Here is a 24,972-nt window from a genome sequence, read left to right as displayed (position 1 = left end):
CCAATGAACATTCTTCCCGTTGCGCTTGAAACCCTTATTGAGGCGCTAGGCAATTTGCCTGGCGTTGGTTCACGTACCGCCGAAAGATATGCGTATTTTTTGGTACGGCATGACCGGGGAAAGTCTCAACAAATCGCCGCTGCGCTTGCCAATCTACACGACAGCGTCAAATATTGCCCTCGAACATTTGCTCTAATTGATGCAGCGAAGGATATTTCGCCGCTCTATAGTGATCCAAAGCGTGACAAAAGCCTAATTGCCGTCGTTGCCGAGCCGCTCGACATTGTCTCTCTTGAGAAAATCGGCGCTTTCCACGGCACCTACCACGTTTTAGGCGGTTTGGTTTCACCGATTGACGGTGTACTGCCCGAAGAATTGCACATCGCTCAGCTTATGCAGCGCATTGATGAAGATGACGTAAAGGAAATAATCTTGGCAACTAACGCCAGTGTCGAAGGCGAATCGACGGCCTTATACATCCAACAGCAAATTGGCGACCGGGAAGTTAAAATAACTCGTTTAGCGCGTGGACTGCCCATCGGTGTTGACCTAGAATACGCTGACCAGATAACCCTCAGCCGTGCCCTTGAAGGCAGGCAGCTGCTTTAGCCTGACGTGTGCTCAAAACGAGGAAGGGTGGCACCTTGCCATGCGACAGTCTCAAGCCAAATGCTCATCCAGCGAGCAAAATGAATATCTGGCGCCTCAATTGGCGAATAAATAACTTCGAACTCTAGCGTTTCCTCGTCAAACGCGATCGCCGTAACAATATATTCTCCGCCCTTATAGTGACGCCACCTAGATCCGACTGGCACAAGTTCGACCGCCTCAGTCAGCATTTCTCTTAGTTGTTTAACGCCTTTTTTGCTTCTCATATTGCCATCATACCACAACTACTTTGTGTATCAGTCACACCAACGTACAATACAAGGTATGGAAAACCAAATTCGTGGGTCAGTAGACGCGGCAGCTACAATCGTTATTGTCCAGGCTGATAACCCTGACGCGGATAGCCTCGGCAGTGCTCTTGCGCTTGAGCACATTCTCGGTGACATGGGCAAGAATGTTGTACTGTACTGCGGCGTCAACGTACCAGAATATCTTCGCTATATGCACGGCTGGGATCGGGTAATCGATTCGCTGCCAAGCCAATTTGACTTAAGCATTATAGTCGACACTAGCACTTACACACTACTGGATAAGCTTAATAAAAGCGGCCAGCTGACGTGGCTTAAAAGCAAACCGTGCATTGTACTTGACCATCACGCTACTGTTGAAAATAAAATTGATTTTACGCAGCTGCAAATCATCGATGAACATGTTGCTTCCACCGGGGAATTGATCTTTCATCTGAGCTCTTCACTTGGTTGGAATGTATCCAGTGAGGCTGCCGAACATATCATGACCTCCATCCTTGGCGACACGCAAGGTCTTATGAACGACTTGACAACCGCTGGAACGTACCGCGTCATGGCTGATCTGACTGAGCTGGGCGCCAACCGCCCACGGCTTGAGGAGCTTCGACGTGAGTATGGCAAAATGGTTGAAAAAATCTTTCGCTACAAGGGCATGCTAATTACGCGAACAGAGTTTTTTGCCGACGGTAAAATTGCCCTGGTACACATTCCTCAGCCCGAAATCAACGAATATAGCCCTCTCTATAACCCGGCACCACTTGTTCAGTTTGATATGTTGCAAGTCCGGGGCGTGGCGCTGGCTATTGTGCTCAAAAGCTATGATGACGGCCGGGTCACAGCAGCGCTTCGCGCAAACAATGGTTACCCGATAGCCGCTCAGCTTGCCGAGCATATGGGCGGAGGAGGACATAGTTATGCTGCTGGTTTCAAAATTACCGATGGCCGCAAGTACGCCGACATCAAGGAAGAATGTTTGCGCATGGCAAGTGATCTGCTTCTTCAAAAGTACCAGGATATCGCATGAAACTATACAACACGCTAACTCAAGGAAAAAATACGCTTCAAACGCTTGAAGCCGGTAAAATCAAACTTTACACCTGTGGTCTCACTGTATATAGCCAACCGCACATCGGAAATTGGCTGCCATACATATATTGGGATGTGCTGGTACGCACACTTCGTTCCGCTGGATTTAGCGTCGAACACACGCAAAATATTACTGACGTTGGTCATCTTACCAGCGACGATGATAATGGCCAAGACAAAATGGAAAAAGGGGCTCTTAGGGAAGGTATAACCGCCTGGGACGTGGCCAACAAGTACATAAGCGTTGCAGCCACAGAAGCAGGCCAGCTTGGGCTCCTGAAGCCAACACATTTAGTTCGGGCGACCGACATGATCCCCCAGCAGATTACTTTTGCGCAGACGCTGGCTACAAAAGGCTACTTGTACGAAATTCCGGGTGATGGAATGTATTTTGATACATCGAAGCTAACAGATTACGGCAAGTTAGCGCGACTAGATATTGACGGTTTAGAAGCCGGCGCACGCGTCAGCGTAGAAGGTAAAAAAAATATTACAGATTTTGCAGTTTGGAAGTTTTCACCGCCAGACAGTAGGCGAGACATGGAATGGACCAGCCCTTGGGGAGTTGGATTTCCGGGTTGGCATTTGGAATGTTCGGTTATAGCAAAAGAAACACTCGGCGAACAAATAGATATACATACAGGAGGCATAGACCACATACCGGTACACCACACAAACGAAATCGCCCAGACTGAAGCGGTGACGGGCAAACAATTTAGTGCCTTCTGGATGCACGCCAACCATCTAAAAGTCGACGGCGGCAAAATGGCGAAGAGTAAAGGAAATATTTACACACTGCGGGACATACTAGAAAAAGGTTACAGCCTGAAAGCATTTAAAGTGTTTTCACTTGGGAAGCACTACAGAACAGAGGGAAACTTTACCTGGGATAATTTGGAAGCTGCCCAAAACCGCCTAAATCATTGGCAAGAAGCAATGGCAACCCGCTGGCAGGAAGCGCTGATGCACATAGGCACGCAAGATATCAATCCAGCCGATTTTGACCAAGATATGCAGGCTGCGCTTGCTAACGATCTTGATACACCACGCGCGCTCCAGCTTGTCGACGAAATCGCAGATAAGGCAATCTCAGGGTTTGCTAGTGCTGCCAGCCTAGATAGCATTGCACGACTTGTCGATGAGCACCTGGGTATTTACATTGGCGAGGAAGATATTAGTAATGAGCAGAAGCAGCTGATAGTAGAACGGGGCATTGCGCGCACCAACAAGGACTGGAAGGCATCAGACAAACTGCGAGACCAATTGGCTACAGAAGGTATTGGGCTACGAGACACGCCGAGTGGTGCCGTTTGGTACCGACTGTCGCACCCAAATTGAACACACCACCGGCTTCTGAGCTATCTAAAAAAACTTATAGTGCGCCGCCGCGTGTCTTAGCGTCTTCAACGGTAGCTGGAGACAATATGTCCCGCCGCTCTAAATAGTCGAGAACAAGAATGCGGAGACATCCGGCTACCGGAATAGCAACAAGCGCGCCCAACAATCCACCGAAGTTGGCGCCCATAAGGACGGCTACAAACACGAGTAGCGGAGACATGTTGGTTGAGTTGGCCTGCACACGGGGCTGAACAACGTAATTTTCTATCTGCTGGTACAGAATGTAGTAGGCGAGAACAAATATTGCCGCGGCCGGTGAAGTAAAAAGAGCTACCAGTGTACAAATAATGGCGCCAATGGTATGGCCGACCATTGGTATAAGACCGCATATGAAGACAACGACCATTAGCGCGAGTGGGTAGGCAACGTGCATAGCAAACAACATGGGTACAATCAAAACTGCGGCAACAGCTGCCAAAATGACCTGACCGTTTACATAGCCGCGCACAACTTTATTCATATCCCCCGTCAGGCGATGAGCCCATTCGCGCCGACCAACCGGTAGTAGCCCCTCAAGTAGTTTTCCCCATTTCGGGCCTTCAACAAGCATCATCACAGTCAAAACTATAACGGTTAGCACAGCAAAAATACTGCTGCCGATCTTTGAAACTGCTGTTACCGCCGAACCACCGACATCGTCAAGTCGAGTAGACAGCTGAGATGACAGCTTTTCGACCTGAGAATCTAGGTTATATTTTTCTACAAACGCCCCAAGTGCACCTTCGCCGTTACGTGTATCATCTATAAGCTGCGGCAAATCACTAAAAAATCCGGCAGTTTGCTTGGCGATTGGCGGAACAACTGCGACCAAAAATCCTGTAAGCGTTAGTAGGATAACCCCTATAGATATACCAGTAGCGAGTGAACGTCGGTTTTTTTTCTTTGCAGGCAAGCGACTGGCTAGCCATTGCACTGGACTGTTCAGTGCCAGGCTTAAGAAAAATGCTGCTCCAATAAGTGTCAGCGTACCTGCGCTTTGCTTAATAGCAAAAAAGAGCAGTATCGTAAGCATAGTGAGTGAAATAACACGCACTATGGTATGAGTTGATATTGTTACCTCAAAATCTGAGTTTTCTTTTGGAAATAATCTTGCCATAAAAGCATTATGTCATGACCGAGGTCGTTTTTGCAAAGCTTGATTATACACTGCAACAATTTTAGGACCAATTTCGTCAATATCATACTGGCGCACATACTGTTGTTGTAGCCGCGCCATAGATTCCCGACCAGTATCGTCGTCCAGCCAGTTGGCAAGTAGTTTTGCAAATGCCTCTGTGTCTCGCGGGTTGAAAAGCTGTTTTTTGTCAGCGACAACACAGGCGTATCCCAAATTATCACCCGCCAAAACAACACCTTGGCTCGCTGCCATACCCTCAAGCAGACTTATCCCAAAACTTTCACCAGATGTGCTCGGAAAAACGACTAGATCACCACTAGCTAACAGTTCTGCTTTCTTGTTTTCTTCGACAAATCCAGTAAAAGTGACTACTTTTGAAAGTCCTTGTTTTTCTACAAACCGATTCAGCTCATTTAGAAGCGGCCCCCGTCCGGCTATTGTCACTTCGTATTTTACCTTGGTCAAGTTGGTGCTATAAAGTAAAGCAACGGCCTCCAGTAGTTCCCGTGGACCTTTTCTAGTGACAAGTCGACCCAAAAAAACTATTTTTTTGACCACATGTGGTTTGTTTTTACCACGTCTGGCAACAGAGAACTGGTCGTGATAAAACGGATTCGCCACTACAATACTGCGAAAACCATAATACCTGCCGGCAAAGACTTGTGTAGGGGCTGAGACCGCCATCATAGCGTCAAAACGTTTCGCGGTCGAGGTATTAATTTTCCCCAGTATGTCGCTTCCCAGTCGTGATGCACGGCTATACGGCAAAATATGAAAAGTGCCAACAACCGCAACTGAAGGCTTTACGCTGCGAATAAGCCGACCGGCCAAGAATGGGCTATACGGAGCTTGTACATGTAGCACGTCAAGTTTTAGATCGTCCAACAGCCAACGCAGCTTTTTATATGAGGCCGGTGCTGGCATAGACAGCTTGTTTCCGTTGAATCGAACGTTTATGTTAGTACTTACACTAAACATATTTTCAACATCGGTTCGGTGTGACTCCCCAACAATGTAATACACTTCATGCCCGTGTTTTTGAAGCCACCGACCAACACAGAGCATGTACTGCTGAATACCATTCGGATTATCTAGTGTGTCGTCAAGAACGAAGCCAATCTTCACGTTTCCTCCTTGGGTTATCTGCCAATTCTTTAATTGCTCTTTCGTACGATGCCAGATACATTGCAGCCACTTTGTGATATTCAAACTGCCTGACATGTTTCTTCGCCCATTTTATCCATAGATCTCGTATACCTGAGTCGTTCAGTAACAATTCCATGCGGTGAGCAAATTCTTTGCTATCGCGCGGGTCGACAAGTGAAAGTTGTCCCAGCCCGGTCATAACACTTTCGTATCCAGAGTTATTACCCGCGATTGTAACAAGCCCGCTAGCCATCGCCTCAAGCAGCACAATTCCAAAACTTTCTCCATAAATTGCCGGGGAACAAAACAGATCAGCGGCGTGCAATAATTCCAACTTTGTGCGGTCGTCAATGTAGCCATAAAAGCTAACCTGTTTTACTTCTAGTTGCTCGGCAAGTTCTTCGAGTTTTTCTTTGTCAACGCCGTCTCCAGCAATAACCAAACGCACATCGGGTTGTCGCTCCTGCAGAAGCTTAAACGCTTGTAAGAGATAATTGACACCTTTGCGTTTTTCAAGACGACCAATGTACAAAATAGTCTTGCCGCTGTGCGAAACCTGAGCTGCGTGAGCAGGGCGACGGAAATGTCCTGTGTGAATACCATTGGGGATGATTTGAATTTCAGCATCAGTCAGCGATCGAACATACTCGGCAGCTGCATTAGACACGGCTGTGTAGGCATCTATGTGCTTAAGTAATGGTTTTGTGTAGGGTATGATAACTTTTGCCAGCGCTCGGCTCGCAATAGTTTCCGGCAACTTTGCGTGAAACGTTGCAACGTTAGGACACTGGCTGCGGCTTAAAATTTGTCTACTCAGCACGGGTATCCACGGTTCATGAAAATGTAGTACGTCAAATTTTTCATATTCGAGGATGCTATCGATTTCATCGGTCAGCATGCTTGCACTGATTTGTGTGGTTGTTGCAGCAGCTTTAAAGTCTGTCGAAGTGCCAATAAAGACAACTTTGTGATCCCGATTTGTAAAGGGTTCTTTCGGTTGAGGCGTAATGATAATAGCTTCGTGCCCAAGCTTTATGTATTCTCGCTGCAAAGCTTTTACAACTTCCTGAACACCGCCACCTTTGGCAATACTGTATGGGCAAACCAATCCAATTTTCATACTATATCCTAGTATACCATTCGCTTACGCACGTTTTTTCTCTTTACTAGCTGACTGCCTTAATGCACTTCTTAGCTCTCTTGGAATGAAGGCAGCGGCCTCCTTCTTAGTGGCAATAACACTAGGGGCGTGCGTCTTTGACTGTAAAGAGGCGGGAAAGAAGTCTGCAAATACCACGCGCATTTGCTGTTCTATAACTTCATTGTCAAAATAGTTATCATGTGGCGTAAACACATGCCAGACAGGTAAATCAATATTTTTCTCACAGTTGTTGACAGTCAGCATTTCTACAGTCGTCCGCATATGCGTCCTGACATCGTTCTTGTGCCATAGGGTAACTTCTACGTCCATCATGGCGTTAAATATATCGGGGTTATTATTTGCCTGTTTAAACTTATGCTTTGCGTTATTCGTCCGTGCATAAGCGGCACGAAGCACCCGTTCGCTTAGAGCAGTGTGTCTAAAAATAATCGGAAATGGCGGAATTGAAACAACTTCTGCAAGATATTTATAAAATCTATATCGTGCCGGAGAAAACTTGAAATTATCCCGATGCATAAATCCCATAGCGCTAACAAGCACTTCCACTTTACTTGCTAGTTCTGGATACCGCTGCAGCATTCGGGTGGCGACTAAGAATCCGAATGAGATGCCGACAATGCTAACTTTTTTCCGTCTGTACCGCATCTTGATAAACGCAGCCATATAGTCGGCATAATTATCTAGTGTCGCCGGCTTGCCGATAGTATAAAAGCTGTCCATGCCACCAAACCCAGGTAGATCGGGGACGGTCACTGCTCCGTAGATATTAAAATTTTGCGACAGTCCCCACCAGCGCTCGAGCGAAGAATGATGGCCATAAATAACCAAAATATTACGCGCATTTTTATGACGAGCCGGTAAAAACATCATTCTGCCGCGCATACCGTTTATATGCAACGGCTCAATGTAGTCAGCTGCAGACGTTTTGTTTGTCATGACCCCTCGTTTTAGTAATCTTATCTGTTATCATACGTTTTTTGGCGCCCACTGACAAGCCCCTATAATCTTCGCGAACAAATAGTTGCTGGCAAGCGCACACTAGCAGGTAATCCAAAGTCATCCATCAGGGATTCAAGAGAACTGTTTACTGCGGGGGAAAAGCAACTTCTACTTTGGTTGGCGTGAGTCGGGTATACTAGTTGGTATGAAGAAACAGACCTGGGCAGTAGTACTACTTACTTTGGTAGCCCTTGTACTGGGTGGGTTAACGGTCATATCAGCACCAACTACAAAGAAGCAGCCAGAGCAGGCAAAAACTGCCGCTGCGCCATCCCCTGTAAAACCCACATCTGTCAAAATACTCATCCCGGGTGAAGCTCCTTTCGACGCACTCCACGAAGACTACAACACACCGAGCAGCCTTTGGGTGCTCGTAAGCAAGGCGCATCCCCTCGCCGACCCCAACTACGTTCCAGCAAACTTAAGTGTTCCAGATGTTAAAACTCGTAGCGACAAATCTGTAGCAGAGCAGTCACTGCGCTCAGATATTGAGCCCTCGGTAAAAAACCTCTTTTCTGCAGCTAGTACAGCCGGACACGACATTATGCTTGCCAGTGGCTTCCGTTCGTATGCTCTGCAACAAACATACTTTTCAAATTACTCTCGTCTTTACGGTGAAGAGTCCGCAAACAAGTTCAGCGCTAAACCAGGGCAAAGCGAACACCAGACAGGGCTTGCTTTTGATATAAGCCTTTCCTCGCGCGTCTGCTACCTCGAAATCTGCTTTGGCGACACCGAAGCAGGCAAATGGCTAGCCGCTCACTCCTATGAGTACGGTTTCATCTTGCGCTACCCGGCAGATAAAACTGCGATTACGCAGTACCAATACGAACCATGGCATTTTCGCTATGTCGGTTATGACCTCGCTAGCGCTCTACATAAAAACAACCTGACACTGGACGAAGCCTATCCCTACCTCCAAACAGCCTTAAGTGAACTAAATAAAACTAACACTGCCCCCTAACACAATTATTCTGCTTAACCCACGACTGGTAGTTTATTGTCCCGAGTATGATAACTACCGAGCTCCGGCTGGTTTTCAGCACCAGTGCTAGCACCTTGAGGAAGCGGCGGCTATGGCGTAATGACAACAGCCGCTTCAGTTCCTAGCGTAGATCGTACATAACTCTCCCGTTCGGCCTGCGTATACTGCGAACCGAACATATTCACGGACGTATCTCCACTATCTCTGAGCGTACGAAGTTGCAAATTTGACCGCGTCTCAAGCAGCTGAGCCGTTTTGTCTGCCGCTGCCCAATCGTAGCTCATAAACGTAATCTGTGCAGTTGGAGAAGACACAAGCACACCGCCATCCTTTTTTTGCGTGAGTGTGAAACCTGCAATCACGCCAGTTAGCTCGTTAGCCTTCAGTTGTGATGAAAGCATATTGCCTATGCTATACCACACAAGTGTTTTGCGTCCATCCGCTGCGGCAACTATTTTTACAGGCTGTAGCACATGAGGACCAGTCCCTATGACCACATCGGCACCGCTATCAGCAAGCAGTTGCGCCGCGGCTGTCTGGTCAGCGTTTACCACATTTGCATCTTCCGTCCCCCAATGTGCTGACACAATCACTGCGTCGGCATTTGCTCGGGCTTCGCTGAGCAAACGTTTGACCAGATCGGTATTATGGTAAATATTTACCCCATAGGAAGTAAGGTTTTTGTTATTGCTATAGTCAGCAAACGCCACAAACCCAACTTTGACACCATTTTTAGTAAAATACTGCACTTTGGCCTGTTCTTCTGGCGAACGGTTTGCGCCGCTGAAAGCCAACAAATGCAAATTTTCCCACACCGCTACGTTGGCATCAATAGCCGTTTGGCCCTTGTCATTCATGTGGTTGTTGGCCAGCCCAATCACGTTGCAACCCGCGCCCTCGACAAGGTCACGAGCAAATTCTGTCGGCGCGTTGAAAGAAGGGTAGCCACTCACGCCAAATTGCGCGCCAGTTGTCAAACCCTCGGCATTACAAAAAACAGCGTCGGCACTTTCATACAACGGACGAATGCCTGCAAAATACGGCTTAAAGTCATATGTCTCACCACGTTTCGCCTGCGCGATCACACTATCATGTGCTAGCATATCTCCCATTGCCGCAAACCTCAGCACACCACTCGGTTCGGGCGGTTTTAGCTGTGTTTTTTGTGTCGCAGTTATAACTGTTTCAACTTTATGAGATTGATCCCAAGCGTAGAGAGAACCTAAACCTAACGCTACAGCCACTAGAACCAGCAAAAGGTATATTTTTTTGCGGCCAAGTTGCTTCATGGTAAAAGTATAGCGCGTTGTCTTATACAAAAGAACTCCAAACCGCGTGGCTCACAATGACTCGCATTTTCTGCTCTAACGCAGTTCAAAAGTATCGCAGCAGCCCAACAGGGCATAGGCGCAGATGATGTACTAGGTCATGGGTAATGGGTAATGCGTGATGAGCTTAAATAAGCCAGCAGTGCAACAGGGCTCTGCCGGTAAGCAGCTGACTTGTGCGATATGGGCGTTCTAGAGCGCTTGTATTTGCTCAATGATAGAAGTGGTCGAGGTGTCTAGCTGCGTTCGCTCTAAAATGATGAATTTAGACTTGTCCATTAAATCGACGAATCTAGGGTCTGGGCCATCAGTCACATAATAGTCTGGCTGTAGTTTCCGGAGGATCTCGTGGTGATTATAATCAGTTACGTTCGGGTTTAACTCTGAATTGTCCACAATAACATAGTCAACTATCTTGAGACTATCCAATATGCGCGCCCTGTCTACTTCAGGAATGATTGGTCGGCTTGATCCTTTTCTGCCCTTAACTCTACTGTCACCGCTGAGTAGAACAACCACCACATCGCCGTACTGCTTCACTTGCTCAAGATAACTCAAATGGCCAACATGAAACAAATCAAACGTACCGCTGGTGAGAACAATTTTCTCACCACGGTGCTTGGCGCGTATTTTTGCTAAATCTTCGTATTTTAATATCATAAACGTCACTTTCTTTGTGTTGTCTTTTACTGAGAATAACTGCCTGTACCTGCACGGTCAATGCGTTTTTGTAAGTTTTGGTTTACGAAATAATAAATACAGTATCGGTAATATACCCAAGCTGTTAATAATTATAATAACAACAAACCACACCTGATCGCTATTTCTAGCAGCTTTCCAGAGGGCAAAGCCCTTCCATACCATGTCCCACACGAGAGCTACCGCCAATAATACGGCCTGCGTTGTTGTTATGCTATCTAAGTTTACCATCTTCTATTTAGTGAAAATTATCATCTGTGGTACGTATGAGCAATGATCTTTATCACACAAACATAATGTGAGAAATTAGTTTTTTTTGGCTAGGTAAACACGTATAGCGCTTAGGAACATAAAGTAATATTATTAGATTAATGAAAGGTAAAGGTACACTGAAACTTGAGCGGCTTTACGATCTTATACTGTCTGCTGGTGGAACTACAGGGTTAATAGCCATGGCTTGGCAGGCCAGCGAACGGGTGCACATGCTAAAAAATCCTGATCTTGCCTTGGGTTGTAACTTAAGCCCAATCGTAAACTGTAGTGGGGTGCTCGGCGATCGACTAGCCGCAGTCATGGGCTTTCCCAACGCATTCTTAGGGATGGTGTTCTTTTCAATATTAGCCACAAGTGGCTTAGTGTTATTGTCCGGAGGAAGGTTTTTGGGTTGGTATCGTCATTTTGTAATGGCTGTCTCATTGGTTCTGATTTTATTTAGCGTTTGGTTCTTTGGGGTCAGTTTGTACGTTTTAGGAAAAATCTGTATTTTCTGTGTCGTAGGCTGGGTAGTTATCGTGCCTATATTTTGGTATGGCCTGCTGTACTACTTGCAGTCAGCTACGGGAAGGTTTAAGCAGTCTACACTCCAGTTTACAAAGTTTGGACGTAAGCATCATGTTGATGTAGTCGTCTTTGTCTATGCAGTTATGATTGTGCTGTTTATCCTACGGTTCAAAGATTACTACTTCAACTAACTCACAGCTAGGCGTGGACGCTGCTGCTTGCGCCTGCAGATGTAGATATGGGTGCGATGCGGTTAAAACAGTTGGATGTAGCGAGCCCCGGAATTTGGGTTGCTCGGTGAGGTGCCACGACCACGAACAGTTGGCCGCTGCATTGTTGAGTAGGTCGTTCCAGTTGATTTCTTTTTGCTGTGAGCCAAACAGGCGCTCTTCTACCTTGTCGCGGAAGCTGGCACTCTCGATATCTTGTGACGTGCTGAATTTGCGTTCTTCTATGAGTGCGGCACGGATCTGCTTTTCGGCGTCAAAGTTGTTACCGGTGAACTGGAATGATATCTCGGTTTTGTCGAGCCGATCGCCGCTGTTGTCGCCCCGAGGGAAGTACAGCGTGATGAATGTTTCACGGACTGCCGAGGTGATTTGGATGTAGGTTTTGTCGCGTTTGTCGATGGCTTTTTTGTACTGCGGGTCGCTTTCGGAGGCGCGCTCGTCGATCATGACACTGATGACAGTGTTGACGGCTTTTAGTTCCTTGAAGGCTTCGATCAGGCTATCCCACGTTTGACGTTCGCCACTCATGAACAAAAAGCGGTTTTTGTATGAGTGTTCGCTCCAATACTGGCGGACTTCGTGCGACAAGCCTTCTTCGAAGTGGCTTGGCTCGGTGACGATGAGCGTCACTTGCTTGGCATTGATATCGAACTCTTCGATACCGGGGAAGACCTGGACTTTTTGATACAAGTCGCCAACGGTCGGTTTGAGCTCACTCTCTAGGTAAGCGCGCACTTCTTTGCGGGCGCTTTCTTCGTCGTAACTCTCGACCAATGCTTTGAGCTGGGCGTTCAAGTTTTGGTTTTGCTGGAAGAACAGGCGGTTGTCTTTGTCGGTCGCGAGGTACCAGGCTTCGCCGTATAGCTGCTCGCGTGCCGAGCGGATGTCTGTGACCTTGACGCCTGGACGGGCGATAATTGCCGTAATCTCGGTTTCATTTAACCCTTTGAGGCCGTTTGGGACAGACGAAAGTGACGATACGAGGAGTAGTCGGGCGACGTCTTCGACAAGCACATCACCGCGCTTGGCACTGTTGAGCTGCGCAACCGAGTTGCCGTCGAGGTTGTGGATGTCGTGACGAGTAGCAGGAGCCAGCGACGGATTGAGCTGCTCTATTTCGGTACGGAGACGTTGGTTCGACAGGTTGATATCTTGCGGTGAAATAAGTTGTAAGTTTGCTTTAGTTTCGTGGATATCCTGTACCATACTGCGGACGAGGCGGATAACGCCGCGCGTCTGCTGGAAGCCTTCGTTTTCTTTGAACCGGTTATACAGGTCGATGAACGATGGGTGAAACGGATAGTTTTTAACAATGAGCGATGCAAACTGGGCTGGCTCGACATTAACGAGGCCCATTTGTTTAGCTTCGGTCAGCACTTTTTTGTATTCATCTGCAACTTCGCGAATTGCATCCTCAGAAGGCATAACTTCGATAAGTTTAGTCTTAAGTATCTCTACCAGTTCGTTTGATTGGTTATTAACAGGCGTAAGGTCGAGTGACACACGGCGCATTTCACTGCCGAGGTTTTTTATCACCTCTTTGATCATCTCGCTACCTTCGGCGTGACTACCAGCGAGGTCGGCGACAACGATGAGGACATTCGCAAGGCGGCTGTCGTTGAGGGCATTAAAAAGGTTCGAGAGTGCGATACCGGTGACTTGGCTGAGGTCGGAGTTGCCGACAGTTTTTGACTTGGCGTTCACGAGGTAGGGAGGGATCTCGTCGAGCAAAATAAGCGTTGGCGCACCCTGGAGCATGGTAATCCAGGCTTCGGAGCCAGGTGCAGCAAATTGTGGATTGTAGTATTCTTTGAAGTCTTCTTCTTTGCCGAGCTGTTTGGCGAGTTCGCCCCAGATACCGAGGTTGGTGTCGGTTTGACGGCCGGTAAAGCCGATAACTCGTACGTCGCCTTCAAATGAGTTGTCGCCGAGGAATCGCTTGCGGTGTTCGGGGTGTTTTGCAAGCAAGCCCAGGGTAATCATGCTGTGGGTTTTACCACCACCCATGTTTTGGGTGAGCTTTACGACACCGTGGTCGTCCTGACCGGCAAAGCGGGCAAAGGCGGTTTTGAGCAGAACGTCGATACCTTCGGTAAAGTAGCTTTCGCTAAAAAATCGTTCGGGGTCGATACTGTCTCGGAATAAATGGCTGATTTCTAGGACGTCGTCTTTCGACGAGTTATCGAGTGCTGACTGACGAAATTTAATAAGATCCACAATATTTTTGCTCACAATACCCCTCTTTCACTACATATCATTACTTGTATTATAGCCGATAAACCACTGGTTCGTATCTGTTCGCGTTTTATATGTTTCATAGGCTCAACGGTCCTCGCCAAGTAGCCAGTCAATGGCATTTAGCTGTCGTATGCCACTATCGCTATACTCCCCGGCGTCCATGGTGAGGATGAACTTTGGAAAGTGGTCTTTGATGTTTTGGAGGGGACGGGTCTCGCGGTCGCGTGTCTCGGGACCTAGCATCGTTTCGGCGACTTGGTAGTATTCGGTATCGCCGCTATTGGTCTGGACAACAAAGTCGATTTCGGTATCGTTGTTTTTGCCTATCCAAACGTGGCGGTTACGGCGCAGCAGTTCCAAAAAGACGATATTTTCGAGGATATGCCCACGGTCACCGCTCATGGTTCGTCCCAGTATCATCTGGCGCAGGCCGATATCAACCAGGTAGTATTTACTATAGCGCTGCAGGAGTTTTTTGCCCTTCACGTCGTAGCGATCCACTTGGTACAGCAAAAAGCTTTTGGTCAGGGCATTTAGATATGAGTCGACGGTGGGGTGGGATATCTTGTCGCCGTTGCTGGTCATCGTGTCGGCAATTTTGCGCGGCGAGGTGGTGTTGCCGATGTTGTCCATGGTGAATTTGACGAGATTGAGCATTTTGGTCTCGTCCTCAGTGTTTAGCCGAGCGATGATATCCTTATACAGAACCGTTTCGTAGATGCCTTGCAAATAGGTGTCGACCGCTGCTTCACCTTCTTTGAGAAGGGTTGGGACATACGGAAACGAGCCGAAGTTGACGTAGTCGCTGTAGAGTTTTTGACGGTCGGTTTGCTTTGGAAATGCCGTGGCGTACTCGGCAAGTGATAGCGGCAGCATTTTGATCTCGATATAACGCCCCGACAGCACGGTCGAAAGCTCAGATGATAAAAAGTAGGCGTTTGAACCGGTGACGTATAGGTCGATATTTGGCTCGACATAAAGTCCGTCGACGAGTTTTTCAAACTCTGGTACGGTTTGGATTTCGTCCAGGAAGACATAGGCATGTTTGACGCCCTTTAGCCGCTCGGTGATATCCTGCCAGAGGTCACGCCAATTGATGTTTTCGAGCATGTAGCGTGGCGACTCGAAGTTTATGGTGATAATCTGGGAGTCTTTGACACCTGATTGACGAAGTTCATCCTGAAATAACGCAAATAATGTTGACTTACCACAACGGCGCACGCCTGTGGCAATTTTGATCACGTCTTTGTCTTTAAACTGACGTAGTGTTTGCAGATATTGTTCGCGTGGGATCATACTATTTACTATACTGCTAACTAAAGTTTTGTAAAGGGCGTTTTCCAAACATACTATTTCGTTATGATTTGGAAAGAGTGGTACTTATGGATACAAGCTGCGCTTTGCGCCATTTTTTAGTAAAGAAGATTCCTGTTCTCTCGCAAGCGTTAGAACACGAATCTTCTAACTAGATTATAGCAAACTCTATTTTTCGAGGTCTTTTATCCGATTAACTTCTCTAATGACTTCCTCGTCAGAGACATAGGCGGCCATAACATTCTGTTTCGGCGCTACAACTGATTCGGCAAATATGAGGCGACCTTGCCCTGTAATTTTTTCTGCACCCGAGTCGCCTAGTAGCCATTCACTGTCAGAAGCAGACGCTACTGCAAATACAAGTCGGCCAGATACGCCACCCATCAATTCACCTGGAAGCACATCCTCGCTTGGACGCTGTGTTGCGATATACATATGAATTCCAACTGCCTGGCCCAGCATCCAGATTTTGTTGAACGCATCACCATAGAACTTGTTATCTACCATCATCAAATCAGCAATCTCGGTGCAAAGTAGGATGATAAACGGGAGCTTGTCTTCGGTCTTTGCGTTGTACTCAGCAATTTTGTTCATTTTAGCATCAGCAAATAGTTCGAATCGTCTATCCATCTCTTCTATCAAGTCGGTTACTGCAGACTTTGCATCTTCGGGCGTAAGAGATAGCGGTCGCCACAAATACGAGATACCCTCATATGGAGTCAGTTGTACTTGCTTAGGATCAATCATGACGAACTGCAATTCATCAGGTGAGTAGTTTTGTAGCAGATTTGTGACGAAGGCTGCTTCGTCGTAGCTTGCATGCCCTGATCCCACATGTCCAGACGATATAAAGTGACCTGATTTTTTAAAGTCTCCGTAAACTGTTTTGCCGTCGTCGGTAGTGCCTACGAGGAACTGAAGGGTCGTGTCATCATTCATATCTAGATTATAGCTGAAAATATCATGTTCCTTTACGTACTGCCTCATTATACGTACCGAGCAAACCCGTCAAGGTCGTTCGTCCCAATGGTAAACGTCAAGGGGCGCTCCACCTTGACAGATTTGCCATGCGGCACCGTGTTTTAACTCCGTTACGTAAAGACCTCATATATTAAGTCAACACATTAATCCCAAAAACTGAGGTCGTAATTTTTCTCGGTGATCCATACCGCTCTCGCAATAGTGAGGAGCTTCCGCGCAACAACGCAGTTGGCGACCGTGTACCGCTTACCCTCAGCTCTTTTCTTGTCATACAGCGCCTGGAAGTATGGGTCGTGTTGTCTGGCTATGTTAGCGGCTATGAATAAGCTCCGTCTAAGATAGCTGGAACCGCGTTTCGTTAACCGCCCCGTGCTGTTTAAGCTTTTGCCGCTTTGCTTAATGCGAGGGTCGAGTCCAGCATAAGCAATAATAGACTTGGTAGTAGTAAAACGTCGCATGTCTTGTACCTCACCAATAATACTGGCAGCTACGTACGGTCCGATGCCCGGTATAGTTTGAAGCCGGCGAAAAACTATACCATCCGCCGAAACCGCTAAGTCTTTGTAGAGCTGCGCCCGTGCTTCTTTGATGGCTACCTGAACACCGTCAAGCACTTCTCTCAGCTCATCGCTCATTGTATCGTCAACGAGCGCACTGAAGTGGTTTTTGTATTGCCGGAACGAGCTGTTCAACACAGATAGTCGTTGGCAGCCACGACCATAATACTTGGTGGTTTTGTACGGATCGGGTGTATATGGCCTACCTTCGCCACGTAGTCCTAGTCGGGCGATCATGAGAGCGTCGGTTCGATCGGTTTTCTTCCCTCGTACCGATGCTCTAATCTGCTGTTTAGTAATGAGTGGATTGTAAACGCGACAGACGATACCGAGATCGAAACACGCATCAGCAAACGCCAAGTGGTAGCATCCAGTAGCTTCCACCACACAGACGAACTCATCGTCGGGATACGCACCAGAAAGCGTCAAGAGCATAGTAGCGACGTCTCTCGGTTCGTTTAGTATGGTTGCTGTTAACTCGGGCATTTCACGCCCCACAGAATTAACCACGGCGATATCTAGCTTCGCTTTAGCCGTATCACAGCCAATAAAAAAGGTCATAACAAATAACTCCTCCGGCTCACATAGTGAGCCCCAAGATTATGTAGTGGTAAAAGATATGGCGGCATCCGCTTCCCAAAAAAGGTGCAATGGGGATACAATAGACTTGTTCGTTATTGACCGTAGAAGAGCCTTGGTACACCTCCTGTCTGTGTCGACATACACGTCAGAACAGAGGTGAAACACCAAGGTTTTTCTCGTATAACCTCATCATAGATTGTTATCTCCAGAATGCAGGAAGCAATAGACTTTACGACGAGATGCTGCCGACTGAGGCAACTCCCAAGTAAGATAGCGATTGTCCTCCATACCATCCTTTAGTGTAGCCCTTAACAGATGTGAGGGCTAGGTATGAATATACAAGTAAAGGAGAAATAACAATGAACGTAGCAGAAATGCAATCACAAACTGTAGTCACCGAGTATAACGGGTGGAGTAATTACGAGACATGGCTCGCAAATCTGTGGCTCACGAACGATGAGTCAAACTATGCACTTTTGCAAGAAGCACTCAGCAAGGACATGTGGCGGACATATGAACAGGCGGAGTGGCTTGAGATGATGCTACGATACGAGCTTGACGACCAGATTGACGAACCGTGTCTGTGGCAGGATTTGCTACGAGCCGCTTTCGGTCGAATCGATTGGAGTGAGATAATTGAGAATAATATCGAGTAACTTTTCCAGTCCTGAGCATGACGATAAAAGGCTCGTTAAGAATTCGATTCAGAATGTGCTTTATCAGACGGTATTTTGCCTTCATGGGCATATTTATACAGTATCGATTCCGCCGAATAGCAGGCGTCGTAAATACTCTTCTGAACAGCTCTTGCTGCTGCTTGAGCAATCACATCGACATATAGTTTGTACCAATCGCCATCTTCAATTACCGCACCAATGTGCGAAAGATGTGGAGCAAGTTCTTCGGTCGAGAAAGCGAATACCGTATCGCCATCTAGCGAAGTATTGACCGGGTTGATAGCTCGCACCTGACCGTGTGTCGCGATCTCGGCAACGCGCCGTAAGTCTTCTTGTGTGTTTAGTGTAACGTTTATACCAACGATGGAGATTGTGGTATTTGATTTTTCTGTAATGTAGTTGCTAAATCCTTCAAATGTCCTGTATTTTGAGTCGTCATTGTCATGCCTATTGCCAGCGATGATAGCACCATCTTCGCCAATAATGTTTCCCATGGCGTTTACTACAGTCAGTGCCGTAACGATGACGCCGCCGCCAAGTTCAATTTTTGCTGAACCAACTCCGGCCTTCATGCACATGTTGACTCCGCCAGGGTTAAATGAGAACTTACCGACTGTCGTACCAGTACCAGCGCCGACATTTCCAGATTGCACAGGCTCGGTTGTTGCGTTATTGACTGCATCGATACCAAACTTTGGATTTATTTTTGCTACGTACATGCCGAGCGACTGAACGCATGCGCCAGAAATAGACGGTATGATGTTTTTACCAATCGTGTAGCCAACATTACGATCACGTAGTGCTTCTGCTATGTACGCAGCAGTTTCCAGGCCAAGGTGCGCGCCATCGGCGATGAACAAAGCATGCTTCCGATAAAATGATTTACCTTGTTCAAGGGTTGTCGTGTCGTACGTTCTAGGTGTGCCGCCATTGGATGTATAGGCGACGGGATAGTCTTTTTCGAAGAGAACGACCGTGCAACCCGTCAAATTATCTACGTCTGTTGCGTGACCAACTTTCACGCCTTTAATAGCTGTCAGAGTTTTATTATCCATAACTCAATCATAGCAGAGCTCATTATGATGCGAATATAGCATTGATTCAAAAAGCAAACTCAACATGTTGCAATTTAAGGTTCTTCCTTCTTCTGTATTCCTCATTATAAGAGCGCACGTCCCGTGTCAATATCGTTCGTCCCATTGATCAACGTCAGGGGGCTCCTTATTTGACCCGCTTTCGCGAAATTAAACTGAACCACCCACACTTCAACCCCCACCCCAGAGCAGCAGGCCATAGGCCTGGTGTAATTGTTCAAGTGCACTTCTAATCCAAGAAGTGCGTTTCTTGGGGTTCGGGTGTTGGTATTGTTTGCTTGGTTTGGTAGCTATGTACAGCAAGGCAATGCCAAGGAACATTAGCCACAGGATAACTTTTAAACTGTTGGGTTTGTTGAGGCGGGTACGACGAAACTCAAGGACATGTTTGAGGTCTTTGAAACTCTCCTCAATCTCGAACCGATGGTAGTAAATCCGGACAAGTTTGGTGCGGCTACTGGTCATGTCATTGGTCAGAATGTACCAGGGTTCGTCACTCTTCCCGTCCTTACGCGAGCGGACAACTCGCAAGCTGAGCCCATACAACCAGACAGTGGTGTCTTTCTCCGTTAGGTCTTGGATCTTCTGTCTCTGGCCGTCAAACTCGACATACCTGCCAGCTTTGACCCGTATGTAAAAAGTGGCACCCTCAGCAACCAAGTGGGTCACAATCGATTCGTTACCGAACCCTCGATCAAATACCAGCTTGGGCCAGAAGCCCAAGCGGTCTGCAAAGTCTTGGAGGGCATCAATAGTATGGCCAGTCAGGCTCCGAAACTGGCGTTCCTCGGCTCTAGCTTTTCGCAATGCTCGCTTCCTGGGTGAGGCATCTTTTCGTGCACTAAGACGGTCAGAGTAGGTGGTTTCCACAAAGCAAGGAATGGCTCGGCCAAGCCTGGTTTGCAGCGCTCCCACCAGCGCCATGAGACCGTTCATGTCAGAGTGGTCGACGTTGACCAGACTACTTGGCTTTACCAAGCCCAGACAGTCAAATACCCTACCGAGATGGTTAGCTAAGTTCTGGTTGGCAAGCAACCGCTCACTCTTGCGAGCAGCTGTATTGACATTAGTCTCTACTCGACGGGCGTTGCCCGTCGCACTTTGGAACGTCTGTAGACTGTATGCTTGTAGGCCAAACTGAAACTGTTTATGCCACTTCTTGGGCACGTTCGAGAGCAGTTTGTTTTGAATGATAGTACGCATGTCACGTACAATATCTGTTGACGGCATATATTTTCCTTGTTTGTTTTAGTGGATGACCAAGAAAAAGTATGCCGTCTTTTTTATCTACAAACAAGTTGCCCGGCTTACGCCGGGTTGAAGTGTGGGTGGTTCAGGAAATTAAACTTGAATGATTTGAAGGATGATTGTATCATAGTAGACTGGAAAGAATATATTTTAACATAAATGATAAGTCTTATTAACTTCGGTGCTTCTCCCTTCAGGATACTATTCTCTATAGTATTCGGCATTTTTATTGCTGTTATTTTTGTTAACATTGTGGCCTCTATGATTCGATTTTTTGTAGACTATCGCACAATACAGCTCGCAAAGAAGAGGGGTCTATGGCAAGATCTAAAATAAGAAAGATAAAAGACTTCACAGTGCTAGCAATCACGATGGTAGCAATCGGAGTCATTACTCTCATCGCTACTATCAATACCTCTGAAGTGATCTTCCGGCGCGACACACCACTCTCTGACGTAATAATCAACGTAGATTTAACAGATGATGCTCTGGCCAACAGAGAACTCATCACACAAGAATCTAAGTCATATGAAAAAGGAAGCTTCGGTATCCCTAAAAAAATTAAGTTTCCTGAAAGCAAGACCCACTATGACATTGTCGATTCACGAGTCGAGAATGGCGAGTGGAAGGCTACTAAAGGAATCGCGCATACCTTTATCACTGAGGAGCCAATACAAAAAGTGTTCGGCGAGGCAGTGATCTATATTAGAACCAATACGCCGACTACCCAAAACATTGGAGATATCATGAGTGGTGATCTTATAAACATCGTCACTACCGAAGGCTGGCAGCTCGGATACAAGGTAAAGGATGCGAGAGTTAATATACCTGAATTATCAGCTAAAACTCGTTCAGCCTCTACGATCGTAAAATCTCACCCCAAACGCGACTTTCGTAATACTTTCGCTAATTCCAGTGTAGCAGTCTCTGGGCTTTCTGCGTAGTAGCGCTGAAACTGGGCTGGGGTCATGAGGTCTGGTAAGCCCATGTGCCAGCGCCGGTTCATGTAATGTTCGGCGTACTTGTCGGCCTGTTTCTGGAGCTTTGGTATGTCAGATTGTTGGTAGTCACCCCGAGGAAAACACTCGCTTCTCAGTGATTTGTTAAAGTTCTCAATGTGCGATTGTTCGTTTTTCTTGTAGGGTCGGCTGTAGCGGTGTTCTGCGACAGCCTCGACGGCCTCACGAAAGGTCGTCTGAAATTCGCTACCGCCGTCAGACTGGTGCAGTAGGGTGCGACCATAGAACTGGTGGTGCTTGGTAAAGGCAGTGGCACCAGTGGCCATCTCTAGGTTATTACCGATGTAGACGCTGGGCTCCTTGGAAAATATGTCAATGGCGGTGTAGGCGTAGACGCCACCACCGAGATCGACGGTGTCATGCTCGACCACCTCACGCGGTGCGTGAGCCGTCACTAGGGCTTTGTGCTTCTTGTAGCGCTGCACACTAATAGCAGCTTTGGTAAAACGTCTGTGGAGGTACCGGTATACGGTCGAGAGGGCTAGGCTAATACCATGGTTTTCTTTGAGCTCTTTACGTATCTTGGCTCCACACCAACCAAACTCGTTACGAATGTCGACAATCTTCTGGATGACATATTCGGGAGTCTGAGCCCTAGGGCGACGCACCTTGCAGGCTGCTTTGCGACGGTGGAACTCACGGATACCAATCTGGCGAATCTTTGCCAGCCAGCGGTAGACGGTAGCCCTGTCCTTACTGACCACGATTGTTATTTGTTCCATGGTTGAACCAGCTCGGGACATATTCCAAGCTACTTCGTAGTGTGTTAGTGTACGCATGAGCGAAACTCCTTCCTTTGTTTAGTTAGTCCTAAACGAAAGTATACGGGTGTCGCTCTTTAGTTAGCTCCGCTTTGTCGCATTGTTAGTGGGAATTTTCCGCGATAGTAGTCATTTTGATAGATGATTTAAATGCTAAAGTCCGAACCGTTGAGGCTTCGTTGGCTAAAGTAGGAGAAAGAATTTAAAGTCATATGGATAACGAGTTAATATATACACTAATTCGTGACCTCACCAGAATATTCGCAGCAATAATGCTGTTCAAATATACCATATTTTTATTGACCGCACCTTTTCATCAAGTGAAGGAGTCCGTACGAAGATACAAGATTGTGAAGAATCGTAAACAAGAATTCGAACCCTTGGTATCTTTAATCATTCCTGCATGGAACGAAGAAGTCGGGATTATCAACACTGTGAAATCTGTTATTAGCAACACTTACCCCAACATAGAAATAATCGTTGTAAATGATGGGTCAACGGATACTACACACGATATAGTCACGCAGTTTGTTAAGAATTTTAAGAGACGAAAACGCAACGACAAGAAAAAAATCGTATACCACAGCAAGAAAAATGAGGGTAAAGGTGTCGCGCTAAACCACGCTATCGAACGAACTAAAGGTGAAATAATAATTACGATGGATGCTGATTCGATTGCAGATCAATTTATGGTTGAGCGGATCGTTGGATATTTTGAAGATCCATCAATAGACGCAGCTGTTGGCAATGTCAAAGTCGCCGGAGAATTTGGCTTCATAAACTTATTACAGAGACTAGAGTACTTGTTTGGTTTTTACCATAAACAAGCTCATTCCTTATTAGGCGCAGAGTACATATACGGTGGTGCCTGCGCAGCGTTTCGAAAGGAAACAGTCTTCGATAAAATCGGCCTTTTTGACACTTCAAGCATCACTGAAGATATAGAGATGTCCATGAGAACACGCGCTAACGGTCATAATGCGGTATACGCTGATGATGCTTTATGCTACACGGAAGGTGCGAGTACAATAATGGGTCTGATCAAGCAACGAACGCGCTGGAAAAGAGGGAGATTTGAGGCTTTTGGAAGGTATAAAAAGCTGTTTCTGTCTACAAAAATGCATCACAACAAATGGATGACGTGGTTTATTTTGCCTTTTGCACTACTAGCAGAGATACAACTCCTCTTTGAGCCAATAGGTGTCACTCTACTACTCATTTACAGTTACATCACTGGTGACTATAGCTCACTGCTTCTAGGCGCGTTATTCATGGGCATAATGTACTTGGTCGTTGGGCTGATGACAGAAAAAGCTAAGAACTGGTGGATTGTTCCTCTGGCACCATTTACTTGGATGATATTCTATATCCTAGTCTGGGTAGAATATATGGCTCTCCTCAAATCAATCGCGAGTCTCATAAGGGCGGAGGGTCTTACATGGCAACGCTGGCAAAGAAAAGGCATCAGTACTTCATCAAATAGCAACGGAGCGAAGATATGAAAATAAAAAACATAATTGTATATAACATAATTCTAGCAGTTGTAGTTTTTATAACGGCTCAGGTTGTCACTTTTCAGCTGACAGGTAGCTACATTCTCCAAAACAAGCCGGCATCTGCTCCAAAGTTAGCCAGTAAAAAATGTACAAACAATCCAATCGCTTCAAGAGGAAGTACCAACGACCCTCAGCTCAAAGCACTTGTTGAGTATGAAAATGTGTGCCAATCTGCTTTCGTAGATAACCTGATGGTGTTTACTAATATGCCCATATCGACCGAAGATGCAAACACTATGGCTGACGCAATGGCCGGAAGGCTGAAGCAATTTGACAAGTTCTCTGTTAAACCTATTGTGATTGTTGAGCCAGACACCGAGTGGGGACTTGTGGATTTTCATGAGTATGCAAACGGTTTTTATGACCTATGGATCAAAGACTATTTTGTTCGGCTAAAGAAAAATGGGGTTACAAATGAACAAATGGGCATCTGGATACCTTTTCCGGAGCCACAACAAGAGTTCTGGAACAACAATAAAGATCCTGATGATTTCGCTAATTCTGTCAACAGGTATTTTGAGACGCTTCGTACAGTATTCCCTGCAGCGCAAACAGGCATACTACTTGACTCACAGACGGGCGAGACTGATCAGGCTCCACAACTGCTTGCTTACACTCGGCTAGTCAAGGAAGGTCTTGTAGACTATGCCGGCCTCCAAGGCTTTCCGTGGCACCCTCGTGAAGAAAGCGATACACGCAGTAGCGTTATCTCCGCCGAAGTGTTTGCGCCAGCATACCTAGCAGAAGAAGTTGCTAAGTCTTTAAGAATCAACAAGATTATCCTAAATACTGGATCCTACCGACACAAGAAGGCAGAAAATGGGGGAGCTATTACGATAACTACTGACGAAAGGAAACAGACTCTTGACAGTATATTCACCGAAGCTTCTCGCCTTAAAGATGATAAATATGAGGTAACTGTCAATATATTTGCAGAAAATAAAATCGAAACCAAAGAAGGGGTAGACTGGTCTTACTGGCAGGCCGGTCTATATGAGCAATCGGATCATAAGCTGTTATTTACGAACTTAGTCTATGATTTGAACCAAAAGGGTATAAAGATCAGTATTTTCGACGCTCGGTAAATCATTATAGTCA

Annotated in this window: 23 protein-coding genes; 9 read left to right on the top strand and 14 right to left on the bottom strand. The window is 46.6% G+C overall.

Annotated features, from left to right (window positions below; genetic code table 11):
• Window positions 1–3: 3 nt before the first annotated feature.
• Entirely contained in the window at window positions 4–609 is a 606-nt protein-coding gene (gene recR, locus IPL85_04690; GenBank protein QQS19545.1) for a recombination protein RecR, read from the top strand.
• On the opposite strand, the gene IPL85_04685 is transcribed toward recR, so the two are convergent.
• Window positions 606–875, bottom strand: coding sequence for a DUF1653 domain-containing protein (locus IPL85_04685; protein QQS19544.1), 270 nt, complete (start codon window positions 873–875; stop codon window positions 606–608). The genes recR and IPL85_04685 overlap by 4 nt on opposite strands.
• 58 nt (window positions 876–933) lie before the next feature.
• Here IPL85_04685 and IPL85_04680 point away from each other — a divergent pair, with 58 nt between their 5' ends.
• Both IPL85_04680 and IPL85_04675 read left to right on the top strand, forming a co-directional pair.
• A complete protein-coding gene (locus tag IPL85_04680) occupies window positions 934–1,941 on the top strand; it encodes a DHH family phosphoesterase (protein ID QQS19543.1) in 1,008 nt (335 codons plus the stop codon).
• Window positions 1,938–3,341, top strand: a complete 1,404-nt coding sequence (locus IPL85_04675; GenBank protein QQS19542.1) for a cysteine--tRNA ligase — start codon at window positions 1,938–1,940, stop codon at window positions 3,339–3,341. The genes IPL85_04680 and IPL85_04675 overlap by 4 nt, the downstream gene beginning before the upstream one ends.
• A 34-nt stretch (window positions 3,342–3,375) precedes the next feature.
• Here the strand turns inward: IPL85_04675 and IPL85_04670 are convergent, their stop codons facing one another.
• From IPL85_04670 to IPL85_04655, 4 genes are read right to left on the bottom strand one after another with little or no spacing between them, the layout of a single operon-like run.
• Window positions 3,376–4,497, bottom strand: a complete 1,122-nt coding sequence (locus IPL85_04670) for an AI-2E family transporter (protein ID QQS19541.1) — start codon at window positions 4,495–4,497, stop codon at window positions 3,376–3,378.
• Window positions 4,498–4,509: 12 nt separating this feature from the next.
• Complete coding sequence (locus tag IPL85_04665; GenBank protein QQS19540.1) at window positions 4,510–5,643, bottom strand: glycosyltransferase family 4 protein; 1,134 nt, start codon at window positions 5,641–5,643, stop codon at window positions 4,510–4,512.
• Window positions 5,621–6,784 (bottom strand): glycosyltransferase family 4 protein, encoded by a 1,164-nt coding sequence (locus tag IPL85_04660; protein QQS19539.1) that lies wholly within the window; start codon window positions 6,782–6,784, stop codon window positions 5,621–5,623. Before IPL85_04660 ends, IPL85_04665 begins: the two co-directional genes overlap by 23 nt.
• A gap of 24 nt (window positions 6,785–6,808) precedes the next feature.
• A complete protein-coding gene (locus tag IPL85_04655) occupies window positions 6,809–7,762 on the bottom strand; it encodes an alpha/beta hydrolase (protein ID QQS19538.1) in 954 nt (317 codons plus the stop codon).
• Between the two features lie 208 nt (window positions 7,763–7,970).
• Here IPL85_04655 and IPL85_04650 point away from each other — a divergent pair, with 208 nt between their 5' ends.
• A complete protein-coding gene (locus tag IPL85_04650; protein ID QQS19537.1) occupies window positions 7,971–8,789 on the top strand; it encodes a M15 family metallopeptidase in 819 nt (272 codons plus the stop codon).
• A 110-nt stretch (window positions 8,790–8,899) separates the two neighbouring features.
• On the opposite strand, the gene IPL85_04645 is transcribed toward IPL85_04650, so the two are convergent.
• Window positions 8,900–10,099 (bottom strand): CapA family protein, encoded by a 1,200-nt coding sequence (locus IPL85_04645; GenBank protein QQS19536.1) that lies wholly within the window; start codon window positions 10,097–10,099, stop codon window positions 8,900–8,902.
• Window positions 10,100–10,330: 231 nt separating this feature from the next.
• Window positions 10,331–10,798, bottom strand: a complete 468-nt coding sequence (locus IPL85_04640; protein ID QQS19535.1) for an adenylyltransferase/cytidyltransferase family protein — start codon at window positions 10,796–10,798, stop codon at window positions 10,331–10,333.
• Window positions 10,799–11,208: 410 nt separating this feature from the next.
• Between IPL85_04640 and IPL85_04635 the strand changes: the two genes are divergently transcribed.
• Window positions 11,209–11,808 (top strand): hypothetical protein, encoded by a 600-nt coding sequence (locus IPL85_04635; protein QQS19534.1) that lies wholly within the window; start codon window positions 11,209–11,211, stop codon window positions 11,806–11,808.
• On the opposite strand, the gene IPL85_04630 is transcribed toward IPL85_04635, so the two are convergent.
• The 4 genes from IPL85_04630 to IPL85_04615 form a co-directional block, all read right to left on the bottom strand.
• On the bottom strand, window positions 11,779–14,079 hold the full coding sequence (locus IPL85_04630) for an ATP-binding protein (GenBank protein QQS19533.1): 2,301 nt from the start codon (window positions 14,077–14,079) through the stop codon (window positions 11,779–11,781). The two genes, IPL85_04635 and IPL85_04630, sit on opposite strands and share 30 nt — an antisense overlap.
• Window positions 14,080–14,169: 90 nt before the next feature.
• Window positions 14,170–15,381 carry an ATP-binding protein gene (locus IPL85_04625; protein QQS19532.1) on the bottom strand — a complete coding sequence of 404 codons (1,212 nt, stop codon included), beginning with the start codon at window positions 15,379–15,381 and terminating at the stop codon, window positions 14,170–14,172.
• A gap of 186 nt (window positions 15,382–15,567) precedes the next feature.
• Window positions 15,568–16,338 (bottom strand): DNA translocase FtsK, encoded by a 771-nt coding sequence (locus tag IPL85_04620; GenBank protein QQS19531.1) that lies wholly within the window; start codon window positions 16,336–16,338, stop codon window positions 15,568–15,570.
• Window positions 16,339–16,523: 185 nt separating this feature from the next.
• Window positions 16,524–17,498, bottom strand: coding sequence for an IS110 family transposase (locus IPL85_04615; GenBank protein ID QQS19530.1), 975 nt, complete (start codon window positions 17,496–17,498; stop codon window positions 16,524–16,526).
• Window positions 17,499–17,878: 380 nt separating this feature from the next.
• Here IPL85_04615 and IPL85_04610 point away from each other — a divergent pair, with 380 nt between their 5' ends.
• Window positions 17,879–18,175, top strand: coding sequence for a hypothetical protein (locus IPL85_04610; GenBank protein ID QQS19529.1), 297 nt, complete (start codon window positions 17,879–17,881; stop codon window positions 18,173–18,175).
• A 35-nt stretch (window positions 18,176–18,210) separates the two neighbouring features.
• On the opposite strand, the gene IPL85_04605 is transcribed toward IPL85_04610, so the two are convergent.
• Together IPL85_04605 and IPL85_04600 are read right to left on the bottom strand one after the other, a co-directional pair.
• Window positions 18,211–19,251: a P1 family peptidase gene (locus IPL85_04605; protein ID QQS19528.1), complete on the bottom strand. Its 1,041-nt coding sequence runs from the start codon at window positions 19,249–19,251 to the stop codon at window positions 18,211–18,213.
• A 210-nt stretch (window positions 19,252–19,461) separates the two neighbouring features.
• Window positions 19,462–20,520, bottom strand: a complete 1,059-nt coding sequence (locus IPL85_04600; protein QQS19527.1) for a transposase — start codon at window positions 20,518–20,520, stop codon at window positions 19,462–19,464.
• 335 nt (window positions 20,521–20,855) lie between these two features.
• On the opposite strand from IPL85_04600, the gene IPL85_04595 reads away from it, so the two are divergent.
• On the top strand, window positions 20,856–21,482 hold the full coding sequence (locus IPL85_04595; protein QQS19526.1) for a hypothetical protein: 627 nt from the start codon (window positions 20,856–20,858) through the stop codon (window positions 21,480–21,482).
• Here IPL85_04595 and IPL85_04590 read toward each other — a convergent pair.
• Complete coding sequence (locus IPL85_04590; GenBank protein QQS19525.1) at window positions 21,413–22,336, bottom strand: DDE-type integrase/transposase/recombinase; 924 nt, start codon at window positions 22,334–22,336, stop codon at window positions 21,413–21,415. The genes IPL85_04595 and IPL85_04590 overlap by 70 nt on opposite strands.
• A gap of 332 nt (window positions 22,337–22,668) precedes the next feature.
• Here IPL85_04590 and IPL85_04585 point away from each other — a divergent pair, with 332 nt between their 5' ends.
• Both IPL85_04585 and IPL85_04580 read left to right on the top strand, forming a co-directional pair.
• Window positions 22,669–23,820: a glycosyltransferase gene (locus IPL85_04585; GenBank protein ID QQS19524.1), complete on the top strand. Its 1,152-nt coding sequence runs from the start codon at window positions 22,669–22,671 to the stop codon at window positions 23,818–23,820.
• Window positions 23,817–24,959: a hypothetical protein gene (locus tag IPL85_04580; protein ID QQS19523.1), complete on the top strand. Its 1,143-nt coding sequence runs from the start codon at window positions 23,817–23,819 to the stop codon at window positions 24,957–24,959. The genes IPL85_04585 and IPL85_04580 overlap by 4 nt, the downstream gene beginning before the upstream one ends.
• Window positions 24,960–24,972 lie beyond the last annotated feature (13 nt).

This window comes from Candidatus Saccharibacteria bacterium (genome assembly GCA_016699955.1).
GTDB lineage: Bacteria > Patescibacteriota > Saccharimonadia > Saccharimonadales > UBA4665 > JAGXIT01.
Note: the sequence above shows the minus strand (reverse complement) of the source record. Positions and strands in the feature narration are given on the sequence as shown.

Bases quoted from the DNA above. Each gene is read 5' to 3' on its own strand.
- IPL85_04660 (QQS19539.1), bottom strand. From the start codon at position 6,784: ATGAAAATTGGATTGGTTTGCCCATACAGTATTGCCAAAGGTGGCGGT.
- IPL85_04640 (QQS19535.1), bottom strand. From the start codon at position 10,798: ATGATATTAAAATACGAAGATTTAGCAAAAATACGCGCCAAGCACCGT.
- IPL85_04670 (QQS19541.1), bottom strand. From the start codon at position 4,497: ATGGCAAGATTATTTCCAAAAGAAAACTCAGATTTTGAGGTAACAATA.
- IPL85_04580 (QQS19523.1), top strand. From the start codon at position 23,817: ATGAAAATAAAAAACATAATTGTATATAACATAATTCTAGCAGTTGTA.
- IPL85_04680 (QQS19543.1), top strand. From the start codon at position 934: ATGGAAAACCAAATTCGTGGGTCAGTAGACGCGGCAGCTACAATCGTT.
- recR (QQS19545.1), top strand. From the start codon at position 4: ATGAACATTCTTCCCGTTGCGCTTGAAACCCTTATTGAGGCGCTAGGC.
- IPL85_04610 (QQS19529.1), top strand. From the start codon at position 17,879: ATGAACGTAGCAGAAATGCAATCACAAACTGTAGTCACCGAGTATAAC.
- IPL85_04685 (QQS19544.1), bottom strand. From the start codon at position 875: ATGAGAAGCAAAAAAGGCGTTAAACAACTAAGAGAAATGCTGACTGAG.
- IPL85_04615 (QQS19530.1), bottom strand. From the start codon at position 17,498: ATGACCTTTTTTATTGGCTGTGATACGGCTAAAGCGAAGCTAGATATC.
- IPL85_04655 (QQS19538.1), bottom strand. From the start codon at position 7,762: ATGACAAACAAAACGTCTGCAGCTGACTACATTGAGCCGTTGCATATA.
- IPL85_04675 (QQS19542.1), top strand. From the start codon at position 1,938: ATGAAACTATACAACACGCTAACTCAAGGAAAAAATACGCTTCAAACG.
- IPL85_04620 (QQS19531.1), bottom strand. From the start codon at position 16,338: ATGAATGATGACACGACCCTTCAGTTCCTCGTAGGCACTACCGACGAC.
- IPL85_04650 (QQS19537.1), top strand. From the start codon at position 7,971: ATGAAGAAACAGACCTGGGCAGTAGTACTACTTACTTTGGTAGCCCTT.
- IPL85_04625 (QQS19532.1), bottom strand. From the start codon at position 15,381: ATGATCCCACGCGAACAATATCTGCAAACACTACGTCAGTTTAAAGAC.
- IPL85_04595 (QQS19526.1), top strand. From the start codon at position 20,856: ATGGCAAGATCTAAAATAAGAAAGATAAAAGACTTCACAGTGCTAGCA.
- IPL85_04645 (QQS19536.1), bottom strand. From the start codon at position 10,099: ATGAAGCAACTTGGCCGCAAAAAAATATACCTTTTGCTGGTTCTAGTG.
- IPL85_04605 (QQS19528.1), bottom strand. From the start codon at position 19,251: ATGGATAATAAAACTCTGACAGCTATTAAAGGCGTGAAAGTTGGTCAC.
- IPL85_04590 (QQS19525.1), bottom strand. From the start codon at position 22,336: ATGCGTACACTAACACACTACGAAGTAGCTTGGAATATGTCCCGAGCT.
- IPL85_04600 (QQS19527.1), bottom strand. From the start codon at position 20,520: ATGCCGTCAACAGATATTGTACGTGACATGCGTACTATCATTCAAAAC.
- IPL85_04635 (QQS19534.1), top strand. From the start codon at position 11,209: ATGAAAGGTAAAGGTACACTGAAACTTGAGCGGCTTTACGATCTTATA.